The organism is bacterium (assembly GCA_040757115.1).
Lineage (GTDB): Bacteria > UBA9089 > CG2-30-40-21 > CG2-30-40-21 > SBAY01 > JBFLXS01.
Genome location: JBFLYA010000084.1, coordinates 1 through 15492 on the forward strand (window position 1 = coordinate 1; position 15492 = coordinate 15492).

Consider the following 15492-nt stretch of genomic DNA (forward strand, 5'->3'; position numbering starts at 1 on the left):
GGTGGTGTAACAAAAGGAGATGTGGAGATTAAGGAGATAGGGAGATATTATTAAAAAAATTGAAATTAATAGAAACTAATAGAAATTTATGGAAATTTGTTGTTTTCCACAATCAATTTCTACCTATCTCTATAAATTTCAATCTATTTTTCTATTATCTTATCTCCATATCACTCTTATCTCCTTATCCCCTTTCTTACACTTTTGATATATAGCCTGAACGGTTACGATAAGAAAAGGAGAGGAACAATGAATTTTAAATCTTATTTAGAAAATATTTTAAACGATGAAGAAATTAATAAGTGGCAACGGCTTTACATTCCATTAAATGCGGAAGAGGTGCTTGAGGAATTATCTATTACGCCTGAAGTTGAGAAGAGGATATTAGAAAAAGCCTCAATAGAAGATAAAGATATTCTCCAATCTCGATTTAAAAGGAATAAATACGAGTTTAAAACCAAAGATATGATAACAGAATTGCTCGAAACAAAAGTCAGACGGGTGATTTTGATTGGAGAATCAGGCTCAGGAAAGACAACATTGCTTAAGTGGATTACTCTGGTATATGGACAGCAGGCTATTGAAGAAATCAATACCACAGGTGATATTCTCAAATCTAAAATTCCGGTCTATATAGATTTAGCCACTTATCATAAAAAGATAGAGATAGATGGATTTTTACTCCAGTATTTAAAATCTCATAATTTAGAATGTAGTTTTGAGGAATTAATTCCTGGTTTTGAATCAGGTAAATTCTTATTTTTGTTTGATGGATTAGACCTATTAGGAGTTAAAACTGAAGATTTTGACCCAATTACTTCTATCCAGAAATTTATTAATAAATATCCCAAAAATATCTACCTTTTAAGTTGCCGTAAAGGGGTGCGTTATACCAATTTTCCACCTACTTATAAAATAATAGAATTAGCCGAATTAACCAGGGAAAAGATTGCCGAATATCTGGCACATTATGTCAAAGATACAAGTAAAAAAGATGAAATATTAGCCCAAATACAAAAATTGCCTCAGTTTGAAGAAACTACACCTCTAATGTTACTTTTAATCATTCCTGTATTTACTCGATTTAAAGAAATCCCAATAAATAAAACCCGGATTTATTCGCAGTATATCAATTGCTTATACGATTTGTTTGAAAAAATAGGACGACTAACTAATATAGAAAAAGAGTTAATAAATGCTATCCTGAGTGAGTTAGGATTTGATTTGCAAGTAGATGATGAAACTGTTCTTGAGGAAGAGAAGGTTTTAGATATAATTGCCAATTTTATTATCAAGCATAAATATAATCGGCTGGCTAAAGATGAGATTTTAAAATTATGTAGTCAATTAGGATTTTTGAAGATGCAAGATGGGGAGGTAAAGTTTTTCTATCAATCATTTCGTGAGTATTTCGCTTCATTGAAGTTAAAAGAGTTGTTTTTGGGAGGTGTAGATATTTCAGGGACTTTTACTCATCCTAAGTGGGAAGATGTCTTGACTTTCTTAAGTTCAAATCTCGAAGAGCCAGATGCCAGTAGATTAATTCAAGCAATTGTCAAAACTCCCTATGAGTTTCGTAATCCATTATTTGTTGCAGGTAAATGTCTTATAGGAAATATGGTAAAGGAAGATACCAGACAAGAAATTATTAATCAACTTTTAACTAATACAGTAGATAAATATTGGCATAATCAACGAGAATCTATTTATCTCTTAACTCAGATTTTAGGTGAGGAAATAGCTTCAACGACAATAGAATCTTTGATTGAGCAATTAAAAGATGAAGATTGGATTCGAAGGGAGAAATCGGCTAAATCAATGGGTAGAATGTGCGGTAAAGAAGCAATCGCTCACATTAGACGGCTTTTAGAGGATGAAAATCCATCTGTTTATAATGCCGCCTTTGAAGCCCTCATTGAAATAGAAAGAAGAGAAAAAGAAGATATCAAAATCGAACTGGAAGAGATTAAAGGGATAAAAGAAGTAGAAGAGATTCCGCCTCAACTATCTGAAATTACAGAAATTATACCTCAAGAAGAAGAAAGGAAGATAATTCCGACAGAGAATTTAACCCTGGTCTATATAAACCTGACTCGAGCCGTTGAAGGGCTGGGGATACAATTAGATGAAGCTAAATCAGTAATTATCAACCAGGTTTTTAATAATACCCTGAGACCTATTATAGAAACAGAACATGGTGAAGTTGATGAAATGGAAGAAGAAGTAACCATTGCTACCTTTGATGGCCCAAAAGAGGCACTTTATGCTACGGTCAAAATGCAAAGTGCCATAGATGAATATAACCTCCGTCAGCCTTCACGAAAGGTCTCTTTAAAACTTGCTGTATCGACTAAACACCATGGAGAATCAATAGATAGAGTGAAAATTTTAGCCACTAAAATAGGTGAATTGACCAGAGCAGGACAAATATTAGTTATTGAAAATGCATACAAAGCCGTGCATGGTAAGGATAAGACAGTTAGATTTCGATATTATGGCTCTCGAAAATTAGAAGGAGAGGAAAGCCAGAAACGTGGAATATATGAATTATTATGGCAAGGAGAAGAACATGCCTCAATGATTAAAGAATCAATTATGGCGATTGAGTATTTAGAACAGGTTTCCGCATATAATATAACTAAAAATAAACCCATTATTGGTAAAATAAAAGTGGCAAGAACCTTTTTAAAAAGATTAAAAGGACTAATGTTCGCTAAAGAGACACAACCTTTAGTCATAGAATTTGCGGCATCTTCTGGAATAAAATCCCCTATTCACACCTTTTTTGTGCAGTTCCCTATAGATGCTGTGTTTTTAGACCCCAATTTTAAGGTAGTAGATTTGATGGAAAATTTACCACCAGTTAAACTTGCCGACACAAGCACCTGGAAAATATACACCCCAGATGCCCCAGCAAAATATGTCTTAGAACTCCCTCAAGGAACAATAAAAAATAATGGTATAGAGTTATCGGATATTATTATCTTTAAAGAAGGAATATAATCGTGTCCTATAGCAGTTATTAGTCAAAACTTTCCTCAGAGTGGATAAGTAAAAAATCCCAAATCCCAAGCACCAAATCTCAAATAAGCACCAAATTCCACATACCAAAAAGCGAATTAGAGATTAGTGAATTAGAGATTAGATTTTACTAATTCGCTAATTCGCTTAATTCACTAATTCACTAAATGGAATTTGGAATTTGTGATTTGGAATTTCAGAGCCATATCTATGTCAAATTTCGATTAATAAGTGCTATCGCTCTCACCTTCTTAAGAGTTGATTAAGGGCGATAGTTTGCCTTTGCAGCATCTCCCACAAATGTTTTGCATTGTTATTTATATTATCCTCCTCCATGATTACGCCTAACGGCTGAGCGTATCTGAAGTTCCGAGCGGAGCGAGGAATTTGGGCAAAGTGCCGAAGGCACGGAGCCAGATATGCGTCTGTTAGGCGATGTTGGGGCATAATTCATTTGCAGTGATTTATTTCTATAGTTATATGCGCTAATCCATCAATTCCTTTTAATTTATTTTTATAAGCAATTATTGAGCAGGGATTCTTAGCAACAATGCTTAAAATACATGCATATTTGTTTTGTGCTACTCTCCAAAAATGTAAATCGCTAATTTTACTATCACCATCAGATTCTATTATTTCTGTTATTTCTTTAATGAGCGGAGAATCCATCTCTCTATCTAATAAAATGCCAGAGGTATCTTTAATAAGCATAAGTGTCCATCTAAATATTAAAAATGAACCAATTATTCCTACGAATGGATCAAGCCAATTCCAGTGATAATATTTCGTTCCGAGTAGAGCTATAATGGCAAATATGGAGGTTAATGCATCTGTAATGACATGGATATAGGCAGATTGTAAATTAAGGTCTTTTTCGTGATTGTGGTGAGCAGGGTTATATTGCAGTATTAGTGCGCTAACTATGTTTACTATTAAACCGACAAACGCCACTATTAATGCATAATCATAAATAATTTCCATCGGTTTGAAAATTCGTTCAATAGATTTTCCTAAAACGAATAAACCAACTATTCCTAAAAGAACTGCATTTGTATAAGCACCTAATATTTCGATTTTCCAGGTACCAAAAGCGAATCTTTTATCATTTGCATGTTTTCTCGCAAGAATGTATGCAATTAAAGAAATACTTAATGCAGTCGCATGTGTACTCATATGCCATCCATCAGCAAACAGGGCCATAGAATTATAAACCCAACCCGCAATAATTTCAATTAACATTGTTGACAATGTTAAAAGAACAATAAAAAGCGTTCTTCGTTCAGTAGATTTTTTCTCTTGATTAAAGTAGTGATGATGTTGCCATCGCTGTATTTCTGTTAGATGCATAACTTATTCCTTTTGAATGATCTTACGCCCCAATGTCGCCTAACGGGGTGCGGATGAGCGAAGTGCCCCGAAGGGGCATTTTGGTTTCAGCCCCGACCCGCAAGCGCGACCCACTTCGTGGGTGCCCCACCGCCGCCGCTGATAGCCGAAGTGACGCAGAGCCACTTCCGATTTCAAGAAAAAACTTCCGGACTACATCTGGCTGAAGCTCTTCGCTCATCCGCACCCCGATAACCAAAATGCGAACCCCAAAGGGGTTTAATCTCTGCGTCATTTTGGTTATCGGGTTGCGTGTTTACGACATTGCGACCAAAGGGAGAAATGTGGTTTTAACCCTTGCGTAAACATGTTGTTAGACGCTGTTGGTCGCTTCCTCATTTAATCCATTGGTAAAACTAATCTTATTTAAAACAAATTCTTTTACCTTTTTTGCTATTTCATATGCTTCTTTTACATCCTCTTGTGTTGGTTCAAACCAATCATCAGGATAACGAATCTCTACAGCATAATCTTCTAACTTTTCAACCATCTCATAAATTCCCTCGGATATCTCTTCTTTTTCACCTATCAAATCTAACAAATAGCTTAAACTATGTTTTTTCTCAAATTTAATATCTAAAAATACCAGGTAGGCTTTTAAGTATTTTTCAACTGTTTGTTGGCAATGGAAACATATAGAATCTGTAATTCGGGCTTATTTTCTAAGGCTAATTCTGCCATCCCTAAATCGTGCTCTGCCTTACCAATCCATTCTTTAATCAGTAGAGTTATATTATCCATAGATAACCTTTCCTTTCTCCATAACAGTTGTTATAAAAGCTGGTTTAACATCGCTCCATTTCTGAATTTCCTCTTTAGTATATACCAGTAAATCAATGGCAATTTTTAAGCCCCTAAGATACTTTCGGATTTCTCTTCCTCTCTTATACCTTGGAAGATTACTTTCCTTAATTATCAATATATCTAAATCACTATCTTTTGTGGGATTTCCAGAGGCATAAGAGCCAAAAAGAATTATTTTTTCCGGCTTGATATTCTCTACAATCCTTCTTTTAACCTCATCTATCTGTTCTTGGGTTACTATCAATTTAACGCCCCCTTTTATTTTTACTAATTACATTCTTTCTTCCTTATTTAAGCGACCAATGGCGTCTAACGGGGTGCGGATGAGCGAAGTGCCCCGAAGGGGCATTTTGGTTTCAGCCCCGACCCGCAAAATGCGAACCCGAAGGGATTCGAGCTCTGCGTCATTTTGTCGGTTAGGCTAAGAGAAGTGCGATAGCATTTGGATGTCAATCTTTTAGCTTGTGTTATCTGCCGTTGGCAGGCATTCCTCTCAAATAAACAAGTAAATTTCAATATTCAAGGTCTGATTCCACTCCTTTACGGCGTGAAGGTGAAGGTTTCGATGTCGGTCGTTAAGTGGTCGCCAGTGATGGGATGGAGTAGTCTGCCCAGAACTTCATATAGCCCTGCTGGCTCACTACCAGTAAAGGTGTAGGTAAGAAGATTTAATGGACCAATCCCTCCTGCAGGAATAGTAATATTATACATATTTATCAACGAAATATAGTCACCCGTAGGTAACTTTATACAAACCTTTGCATCCACCGTTGTAGCAGAACCTGGATTATCTACCCTGACATCTATCCTTGCCGTATCTCCGGTGGTAAATGTGTCCTGGTTTAAGATAATATCAATAGCAAATGATGGGGAAAATGTCCCTCTTTTATAATAAATCTCAGCATTTCCATCTCGAGTATCGTGCCAAACGATATGTATCCCATTTGCATCTGAGATAATCGCCGGATGATCAGACCAACCTGAATCATAAGTCAACCGCACATCCGCTCCCCAGATATTTCCTCCGTCCTGACTACGCTTATAATAAATCTCATAATTTCCATCTCGATAATCAACCCAAACGATATGTATCCCGTGTGCATCTGAGGTAATCGCCGGCCACCAAGAACCAGCTGAATTATCAGTCAATTGGACATCAGGTCCCCAGGTATTTCCTCCATCCTGACTACGCTTATAATAAATCTCAGAATTTCTATCTCGCTCATCATACCAAACGATATGTATCCCGTGTGCATTTGAGGTAATCGCCGGATAGTGAGAATAACTTGGATCATTAGTCAACCGCACATCCGGTCCCCAGGTATTTCCTCCATCCTGACTACGCTTATAATAAATCTCCCAATTTCCATCTCGATAATCCATCCAAACGATATGTATCCCGTGTGCATCTGAGGTAATCGCCGCCGGATGCCAAGACAAACGTGAAGCATTAGTCAACCGCACATCCGGTCCCCAAGTATCTCCTCCATCCTGACTACGCTTATAATAAATCTCAGAATCTCGCCAATCCTCCCAAACGATATGTATCCCGTATGCATCTGAGGTAATCGCAGGATACTGAGAATAACTTGGATCATAAGTCAACCGCACATCCGGTCCCCAGGTATCTCCTCCATCCTGACTACGCTTATAATAAATCTCCCAATTTCCATCTCGATAATCATGCCAAACGATATGTAACCCGTGTGCATCTGAGGTAATCGCCGGATTCCCAGACAAACTTGAATCATAAGTCAACCGCACATCTGGTCCCCAGGTATTTCCTCCATCCTGACTACGCTTATAATAAATCTCAGCATTTCCATCTCGCCAATCATACCAAACGATATGTATCCCATTTGCATCTGAGGTAATCGCTGGCTCATAAGACTCCTTTAAAGCATAAGTCAACCGCACATCCGGTCCCCAGACAGGTTCATCAGCTAAGCATAGATTTGTAACTGAAAATAGTCCTATCACCAACACCCATAATTTTAACCCTTTGTTTTTCTTTAAGATTTTCATTGAGATATACCTCCTTATTGATTTTTGATTGCCGATTTTAGATTGGTCAGGGTTGTTTTCAATCTAAAATCACAAATCTAAAAATTCTGCTTGTTTCTATTTTAAGCGAACAGCAGGGAGACGCTTCAATCGTTGATTTTGTGGATCAACTTCAATTCCAACGGATTCTAAAGCTGTTACACCAAGAATTGGCTCTACATCATCCTTCCCAAAGATTACTGTTGTCCATACAATTTCACCCATAAACTCAAACTGTCCTCCACCAATATCCATTGCTACCTCTGTTCCATCAGCCAATTCATATGTTCTCTTACCTCTTGGTTCAATCCCAATTTCCCGTAAGTGCTTACCTGGTACCATACAATCAATAGCACCTGTATCTACAAGAAATAATCCTTCCCATCGTCGTTCTGGGTCAGCAGGATTACTTACAGTTACTGTTACTTGTGTCATTCCCATCTTTTGTCACCTCCTCTTACATTGAACGCTCTTAGATAAAATCAGAATATCATAATTGTTGTTATTTTGTCAAGGAAAATTTTTGAAATAAAGGGAAATTGGGAAAATTGGGAAAAATGGGGGGAAAATTATTTATTTCTCTTCTTTTCCATCTTTCCCCCTTTCCCATTTTTCCTTATTTACACCTGATTGTTGCCGTTGACTAACTTTACGGATAAAAGTTTTGACACGCCGGGTGTTTCCATTGTGATGCCATAGAGGGTAGAAACATTGCTGATGGTTAATTTATTGTGGGTGATAATCAGAAATTGTGTCTTTTGAGAAAAGGACTTGAGTAATTTGTTAAACCGAAGAATATTCGCCTCATCTAAAGCCGCATCTACTTCGTCTAAGACACAAAAAGGACTTGGTTTATGCAGGAATATGGCAAATAATAGACAGATAGAAACTAATGCCTTTTCACCTCCAGATAAAAGTGACATACTTTGCAGGCGTTTGCCGGGTGGTTGAACATTTATCTCTATCCCCACTTCTTCTGAAGAAGCACCATTGGTTAATCTTAAAGTGCCCATTCCTCCTTCAAATAAACTCTTAACAATCTCTTCAAAATTGGCTTTAATTTGAGAAAATGTTTTATCAAATAGTTCCTGTGATGTTGTATCGATTTGCTGAATCAAGTTTTGTAAATCCTGTTTGGCATTAATTAAGTCCTCACGCTGGGAATTTAAGAATTCAAATCGCTTGTTTATCTCCTCATATTCTGCTGGCGCCATCAAATTTACCTCTTTATATGCCTCTAATTTTTGCCTGGATTTCTCTATCTCTTCTAATAGTTCCTGTTTAGATATGGTCATATTCGGTTCTTTATCCGGTGAAAGAGAGAATTTATATTCTTGTAATAAATGGTTAGTGATATTTTCCATCTTTAATTTATGTTCTGTAGATTGTAGTTCAATCTGATGCAAACTATTTTTTGTATCATTTTCCTTCTGCTGGGTAGTTTTAATCTCTTCTTCTATATTTAAAATAGCCTGCTGTAACAATTGGTCTTCATCCTGAAGTTTATTTAAGATTATATCCCCTTCTTCTTTCTCTTTAATCCTGTCTTCAATCTCTTTTTCGTAATCAATTTCCCTTTTTGTCTCTCGCTCTTTTTCCTTCAGTAGCCAATTTGTCTCTTCATTTAATCTATCTATTTCCTTTTCTAAATCTTTTAGACTATCCTTCAACCTATTTATCTGCAGGGTCAGACTCTCTTCGAGTTGTGTCAATTGAGCAAACTTGACCCTGATTTGAGTTACAGTGGTCATTTTATCCTTTAAGATGGCTTCTTTTGTCTTGACTTCTTGAACAAGTGTAGAAATAAACGATTCATTCTGAACATTGGTAGTATTTTTAGTCTCCTCTTCACTTTTTAGTTCTTTAATCTTCTCATTTAGTTCAATCAGTTCTTGATGCAAATTGCTCTTTTCCTCTTTTAATGAAGTCAGTTGTCTTAAATTTTCTTCTTTAATTTCACCTGTTTGAGAAAAATCGCGTTTTAAATTAGAGACGATAATTTCTTGTGAATGAATATTTACCTGGAGATTAGTCAAATCAAGATGTATGGATGATAATTCAGACTGCTCTTTTAATCTCTTTTCCTCTAACCCTTTCAATTGAATATCAAGATTACTTAGCCTTTTAGTCAATTCCATAATCTGTTTTTTGCGATTGATTAAACTTTCGCCTGAAATTTTAGGTAATCCGCCTTGAATAATGCCATTAGAGTCTATCAACTCGCCGTCTAAGGTTGCTATTCGAAGATGCTGTGATGAGTTTTTAATAATTTTAGTGGCAGTAGGTAGGTCTTTGGCAACTAATACATTTCCCAAAAGATACTCAAAGGCAGGTTGAAATTTTTTATCATAATTGATTAGCTCCAATGCCCAGCCAATTACACCTTCTGAATTAAATGATTTCCGGGAAATGGTAGGGGATTTAACTGCGGATAACGGAATAAAGGTAACTCGTTGTGCTTTTTTCTCTTTAAGAAATGGGATTATTTGTTCTGCCTGAGTAGTGGTGTTAAGGATTACTGCTTGAATATTTTCTCCCAGACTTACCTCGATTGCCTTTTCGAATCTATGGTCAAAATCTATCAAATCAACCACAACCCCTGCAATTTCAGGGAGTAGGTTATTTGAAGTAAGAATTGTTTTGACCCCGGGTAAGTAACCATCTAATTTTTTCTGTAATTCCTGCAAAGTAGATAATCTGCCAGATATAACCTTCATCTCTTCACGCAGTGTATTTATCTGTGAATCAGTTTTATTCACTTCTTGAGTTGTTATCTCTTTTTTAGATTGTGCTTGAGCCAACCTTTTCTTCAGATTAATTATTTTATTCTCTTCTTCGTCTATCTGTTTTTTTAGTTTATCCAGGTTTTTTTCAATAGTCTCTTTTTTAAAGGTAGTCTTTTCTTCTTCCTCCATTAGTCGTTGCATCCTGAGTTTTATATTCTTTTGTTCTATTTGTGCTTGACTTAACTGATTGCGTATATGGGCAAGTTGATTTAAAAAGTCAATCATTTCAATCTTTGCCTCTTCTAATTGAGTAGTTTTTTTCTCTTTTTCTTGTTCTAATTCAGACAGAATAGTTTCTTGTTGGGTTAAATTTTGTAGGGTTTGTTCTAATTCTTTTAATGCCTCCTCTTTATTTTTTTCTTCGGTAGTAATTTCCTTAGTTAAATTATCAATCTTGTCTTTTGAGGACTTGATTTCCGTATCAATCCGAGCCAATTGTGAATCGATATTAGCCTCTTTCTCTTTCTGTTGTAAAAGTTGGCCATTTATCCTTTGAATCTCCTGGGCTAAATTAAAGATAATCGGTTGAAGATTTTTTATTTCTTCTTCTTTGTTCTTAACCTGGAGTTTTTTATCTGTGAGCAAGGAATTTAGCCGGGTTAAATTAGAGTTTATCTGTTTAGAGTCTCTTGCGATTCGTTCATATTCTTTTGAACAGGCATCGTAGGCGGCATTTAAAATTCTATATTCGTCTTCGAACAGGGTTATTTCCAGGTTTTGGAGTTGCGTTTTAATTTCAAGATAGCGTTGTGCTTTTTTTGCCTGGCGATAGAGTGAATCTCTTTGTCTGGAAATTTCTGTTAGCAGGTCGTCAATTCTAATAAGATTTTGAGAAGTAAGTTGTAATTTAGAGATTGCCTCTTGTTTTTTAACCTTGTATTTGGCAATCCCTGCCGCCTCTTCAAATATTGCTCTTCGGTCTGCCGCTTTAGAATTAACCACAAAATCTACCTTATTTTGTTCAATCAAAGAATAAGCCGCATGCCCTAATCCGGTATCTAAAAATAATTGGGTAATGTCTTTTAGTCGGCAAGGGGCTTTATTTAATAGATATTCACTTTCACCAGACCGAAATAATCTGCGGGTGATGGAGACCTCATTAAATTCAATGGGTAGGATTTTCGTGGAATTTTCGATGGCAAGAGATACCTCAGCCACACCAAGTGGTTTTTGTTGTTCACTGCCATTGAAGATGACATTGGTCATTGACTTAGAGCGTAAAAGATAGGGGTTTTGTTCACCCAGAACCCAGCGGATGGCTTCGTAAATATTACTTTTGCCGCAACCATTAGGACCAACAATGGCAGTTAGACTGTCGCGAAATTCAAATGATGTTTTTTCTGCAAAGGATTTAAAGCCAAACAGGGTTAGCTTTTTTAGAAAAGGCATTAATTTCTCCCCTCCCTATTTTTGGTAAATTAGAGTTCTGCAAAACTAAGAAACTGGAGTTTTTAAATGGGTATTTAAAACCTCTATTTTTATCAATTTCCTCCAAAGAGCAAAATGCAAAACTCGTTTATAGTTTATGGTTTATAGTTTATAGTGTATAGTTTATAGTTTATAGTGTATAGTCCTTCAACTATCAACTATAAACTATCAACTATAAACTATCTTTGCCAAAGTTCAGTAAAATTATCTCTTTCCTTTCAGCGTTAAAATACTTGAAGTCCTTTTTGAAATTTGATTTGTAATTTTGCATTTTGATATTTATATTTGATATTTGATATTTGATATTTATTTATTGTCTCCCCCAAATCCTATTTTGCAAAACACTATTGGTAACTAATTAATTACCAGTTACCACTTTTGAATTATACCCTTAAATTTCTATCCTGTCAAGGAAAAAAATTGTTGACAAGTTAAATATCAAAGTGATATGATATAAGTTGCAATTCAAATGGATGAAAAGTTGTTAGAAATAAAAGAGTTAAAGGTCTCCTTTTTTATTGATAAAAGAGAGTTACCAACGATAGATGGTGTCAATCTTTGCATAGATAAAGGTAAAACCATAGGGTTAGTTGGTGAATCAGGATGTGGAAAATCATTAACGGCTTTTTCGATACTTCGACTCCTTCCTGAGCAGGCAGAAATTGTTGGAGGCGAGATTAACTTTGAAGGAGTAGATTTATTAAAATATTCTAAGACACAAATTCGAGATATTCGAGGCAGGAGAATATCAATGATATTCCAGAACCCGTCTTCATCTCTAAATCCTGTTTTTACTATCGGTAATCAGATAGCTGAAGCAATCCATTTACCTTATCGAGAGGCAGAAGAAAGGGTCAAAGGACTACTAAAGTTAGTTGGTTTGCCTGCGGTTGAAAGGCACTTTCCCCATCAACTAAGTGGCGGGATGAATCAACGGGTGATGATTGCGATGGCGATAGCTTCCAATCCAGCAATTCTAATTGCAGACGAGCCAACGACGGCTTTAGATGTAACGATTCAAACACAAATTCTGGCGCTGTTAAAAAATCTACAAAGCAAATTAAATATGTCCATATTATTAATTACGCATGATTTAAGTATTGTAGCTCAAATGACTGATGTGGTGACGATTATGTATGCCGGTAAGATAGTTGAAGAGGCAACCACAAATGAACTTTTTACCCAGCCAGTTCATCCTTATACGAAAGCACTTTTAGATTGTATTCCGAAACTTGAGAAAAAAACTGAGCGATTACCTTATATCCCGGGGAGTGTTCCAGATAGTTTTACTTCAATTAGTGGCTGTAGATTTCATCCCCGATGTCAATCTGCGAGTTCAAAATGTGTTCTCGAGGAACCACCAATGAAGCAAATAGATGATACTCATAGGGTTAGATGCTGGAAATATTCAAGAAATTAAACAGGGCGTGAAAGCCCAATTTCTAATTTCGTAAGCATTCAGCCATCAGGTATCAGCAATCAGTTAACATCCAGGAAATCAGGATAGTAACAAATCCTACAATTTTGCGTAAAGGGTGTCTATGTGTCTGGTAGTCTATGTAACCCAGACACTTAGACACCCAGATACCAGACTACCTGAACGGTTACCTAATTTCAACCTTTTCTATGGTTAATCTTAACATTATTCAATTACGAAGTCTCTCGGATAAAAATTCCCCTCTTGAGAGGGGGAAGGGGTGTGTTTTTCTGGTGGTGTCTTAATCTAGCATAAAGGTTAAAATAGTGTATAGGGTTCTGCAAAATAGGATTTGAGGGAGACAACAAATAAATATCAAATATCAAATATTAAATATCAAATATAAATATCAAAATGCAAAATTACAAATCAAATTTCAAAGAGGAAGTAACAGGGTTTCTCAAAGAGTTGGAGGAATTTGGTAATATCTTTGCTTCAAGTATTTTAACGCTGAAAGGAAAGAGATAATTTTACATTTTGATATGTAATTTTTATATTTGCTTTTTGCATTTTGCTCTTTGGAGGAAATCCCTTTTGGACACCAAATCTGCATAGATTTCACTATTAGAGTTATTTTCAGACACCACCGGAAAATCTAATAAAATCAACGGTAAATTCTATCCGAGAGCGTTCTGATAGGCATAGGAGGTTATAAATATATGCGGTTACTTGCATTAGCGGATATTCATAATCAACGGAAGGTGTTAAGTTCACTTCAGAAGATATTAGAGCAAAAATGGGACTGGGTGCTGATTGCCGGGGATATTACCAACAGAGGGGATACTGCCTTTGTTGAGGATTTGTTTGATATTTTACCGCTTCAGACATTAGCCGTCCACGGCAATATGGATACCACGGATGTCATAAAATTACTTGAAGAAAAAAGAATCACTGTTCATGGTAAAAGAAAGGAGCTTGGTGAATATAATATTGTCGGGTTTGGCGGAAGTAATCCTACGCCAGCAGATACCCCCACAGAATACTCAGAAAATAAAATAGAAGATGAGTTAAGTCAATTAGAGATTAATCATCAAACTATTCTCTTGACCCATACCCCACCGTTTAATTCAGGATTGGACGAAGTTGGCCCGGGCTTTAAGGTAGGGAGCAGGACAATTAGAGAAATTATTGATACCAGACAACCTTGTTTGAATATCTGCGGCCATATCCATGAACAAGAAGGAAAAAGGATGTTAGGGAGAACTCTTGTGATTAAATTAGCCCCGGCGATGCACGGTCGAGCCGCAGAAATAAATATTGATAATAACATAGAAGTTAGATTTTTTGACTTTTAATAGAACGGTAGCCACTTTACACTCCGGAAACGGGATTTTTGAAAGATGATTCAAGATAAATTCAAAATCGTAGCAAATGATAAAATAGCCCCAGAATATTATAAAATGGCTTTTACTTCACAAGAGATAGCTAATCTGGCTATCCCAGGGCAATTTATCCATATTAAGGTAAGCGAAGGTTATGAGCCTCTTTTAAGACGACCGTTTAGTATTCACGCGGTAATGGATGAAAAGACTGTTGAAATATTGTATCGGGTGGTAGGAAAAGGAACGGCATTGTTATCTGAGAAAAAAACAGGACAAGAATTGGATGTCCTTGGTCCATTGGGTAATGGATTTAAGATAAATAAGTCAGAGGTGAAAAATAGTGTTATGGTAGGCGGTGGAGCGGGAATTGCGCCGTTATTTTTCTTAACGCAAAGGTTAATTAACTATTCAAATATAACGGTATTAATTGGTGCAAAGACAAAAAAAGGTATACTTTGCGAACAGGAATTTAAAGATTTAGGAGTTGCGGTACAGATAGCCACTGAAGATGGTAGTTATGGATACAAAGGCTTAATCACAGACTTACTTAACTCTCTACCACCTGCGACCATTTTTGCTTGTGGACCATCTGCTATGTTTCCAGCGATAACAAATTTTGCTATCAAAAATAATTTACCCACACAACTCTCTTTAGAATCAACAATGGCTTGTGGAGTCGGAGCGTGCCTTGGCTGTGTGATAAAAGGGAAAGATGGTTATAAAAAAGTCTGTAAAGATGGACCGGTATTTAGTGCTTTGGAGATAGTGTTATGCTAACTATTCAGCCACTGATTAACACGGATTAGCACGGATAAATAGCAGAAGGCAGAGAGCAGAGGGCAGAAGGCAGAGGTGGGTTGTCCCCCGCTGGCGGGGGATTAAGGGGGTGGAAATCTCTTCCACTGGCAGAGAATCAAGAAGGATAGAAAATAAAAGTTAGAAGGAGAAACGCTCATGCCCACAGGGAGTGGGCACAAACGAAGATGAAAATAGGTTTGATGGTTTGATGGTTCAGGTGAAATCAGGCTCGGGGCACCCATGCAGAGCATGGGTCGTGTGGCTACCAGCCTTCCCGAGTCCCGAGTCCCGAACTCCGAATCCCGAGTCCCGATTTTCAGAAGAACCCTTCAGCCTTCAGCCTAATTACGGACACGGAAAACGGACACGATTCACGAATTTTCAGTGTTTCATCTGTGTCCATCTGTGGCTGAATAGTTACCCTGGA

12 protein-coding genes are annotated in these 15492 nt (G+C 36.6%); 5 read left to right on the top strand and 7 right to left on the bottom strand.

The genetic code is table 11. The features are described from left to right. The first annotated feature begins 249 nt into the window (after positions 1 to 249). The gene (locus AB1422_09140) at positions 250 to 3003 is read left to right on the top strand and encodes a DUF192 domain-containing protein (protein ID MEW6619477.1); all 2754 of its coding nucleotides are present in this window, start codon (positions 250 to 252) and stop codon (positions 3001 to 3003) included. Positions 3004 to 3471: 468 nt separating this feature from the next. Here AB1422_09140 and AB1422_09145 read toward each other — a convergent pair whose 3' ends face one another. From AB1422_09145 to smc, 7 genes are all read right to left on the bottom strand, one after another. Then, the gene (locus AB1422_09145; GenBank protein MEW6619478.1) at positions 3472 to 4368 is read right to left on the bottom strand and encodes a cation diffusion facilitator family transporter; all 897 of its coding nucleotides are present in this window, start codon (positions 4366 to 4368) and stop codon (positions 3472 to 3474) included. Between the two features lie 352 nt (positions 4369 to 4720). Further along, positions 4721 to 5056, bottom strand: coding sequence for a HEPN domain-containing protein (locus AB1422_09150; protein MEW6619479.1), 336 nt, complete (start codon positions 5054 to 5056; stop codon positions 4721 to 4723). Beyond that, on the bottom strand, positions 5005 to 5148 hold the full coding sequence (locus tag AB1422_09155) for a hypothetical protein (protein ID MEW6619480.1): 144 nt from the start codon (positions 5146 to 5148) through the stop codon (positions 5005 to 5007). The genes AB1422_09150 and AB1422_09155 overlap by 52 nt, the downstream gene beginning before the upstream one ends. Beyond that, complete coding sequence (locus AB1422_09160; GenBank protein ID MEW6619481.1) at positions 5141 to 5455, bottom strand: nucleotidyltransferase domain-containing protein; 315 nt, start codon at positions 5453 to 5455, stop codon at positions 5141 to 5143. Before AB1422_09160 ends, AB1422_09155 begins: the two co-directional genes overlap by 8 nt. Before the next feature lie 296 nt (positions 5456 to 5751). Then, complete coding sequence (locus AB1422_09165; protein MEW6619482.1) at positions 5752 to 7236, bottom strand: sialidase family protein; 1485 nt, start codon at positions 7234 to 7236, stop codon at positions 5752 to 5754. A gap of 96 nt (positions 7237 to 7332) precedes the next feature. Then, entirely contained in the window at positions 7333 to 7695 is a 363-nt protein-coding gene (locus AB1422_09170) for a clan AA aspartic protease (protein ID MEW6619483.1), read from the bottom strand. Between the two features lie 179 nt (positions 7696 to 7874). After that, positions 7875 to 11429, bottom strand: coding sequence for a chromosome segregation protein SMC (gene smc, locus AB1422_09175; protein ID MEW6619484.1), 3555 nt, complete (start codon positions 11427 to 11429; stop codon positions 7875 to 7877). A 508-nt stretch (positions 11430 to 11937) separates the two neighbouring features. On the opposite strand from smc, the gene AB1422_09180 reads away from it, so the two are divergent. The 4 genes from AB1422_09180 to AB1422_09195 form a co-directional block, all read left to right on the top strand. Continuing rightward, entirely contained in the window at positions 11938 to 12888 is a 951-nt protein-coding gene (locus AB1422_09180) for an ABC transporter ATP-binding protein (GenBank protein ID MEW6619485.1), read from the top strand. Between the two features lie 716 nt (positions 12889 to 13604). Next, a complete protein-coding gene (locus tag AB1422_09185) occupies positions 13605 to 14240 on the top strand; it encodes a metallophosphoesterase (GenBank protein ID MEW6619486.1) in 636 nt (211 codons plus the stop codon). 45 nt (positions 14241 to 14285) lie between these two features. Then, positions 14286 to 15044 (top strand): dihydroorotate dehydrogenase electron transfer subunit, encoded by a 759-nt coding sequence (locus tag AB1422_09190; protein ID MEW6619487.1) that lies wholly within the window; start codon positions 14286 to 14288, stop codon positions 15042 to 15044. 190 nt (positions 15045 to 15234) lie between these two features. Beyond that, a partial coding sequence (locus tag AB1422_09195; protein ID MEW6619488.1) for a hypothetical protein occupies positions 15235 to 15492 on the top strand: 258 nt, incomplete at its 3' end.

Coding starts and splice junctions, on each gene's coding strand:
- AB1422_09140 (MEW6619477.1), top strand. CDS start 250: ATGAATTTTAAATCTTATTTAGAAAATATTTTAAACGATGAAGAAATT.
- AB1422_09180 (MEW6619485.1), top strand. CDS start 11,938: ATGGATGAAAAGTTGTTAGAAATAAAAGAGTTAAAGGTCTCCTTTTTT.
- AB1422_09145 (MEW6619478.1), bottom strand. CDS start 4,368: ATGCATCTAACAGAAATACAGCGATGGCAACATCATCACTACTTTAAT.
- AB1422_09190 (MEW6619487.1), top strand. CDS start 14,286: ATGATTCAAGATAAATTCAAAATCGTAGCAAATGATAAAATAGCCCCA.
- AB1422_09170 (MEW6619483.1), bottom strand. CDS start 7,695: ATGGGAATGACACAAGTAACAGTAACTGTAAGTAATCCTGCTGACCCA.
- smc (MEW6619484.1), bottom strand. CDS start 11,429: ATGCCTTTTCTAAAAAAGCTAACCCTGTTTGGCTTTAAATCCTTTGCA.
- AB1422_09185 (MEW6619486.1), top strand. CDS start 13,605: ATGCGGTTACTTGCATTAGCGGATATTCATAATCAACGGAAGGTGTTA.
- AB1422_09165 (MEW6619482.1), bottom strand. CDS start 7,236: ATGAAAATCTTAAAGAAAAACAAAGGGTTAAAATTATGGGTGTTGGTG.
- AB1422_09155 (MEW6619480.1), bottom strand. CDS start 5,148: ATGGATAATATAACTCTACTGATTAAAGAATGGATTGGTAAGGCAGAG.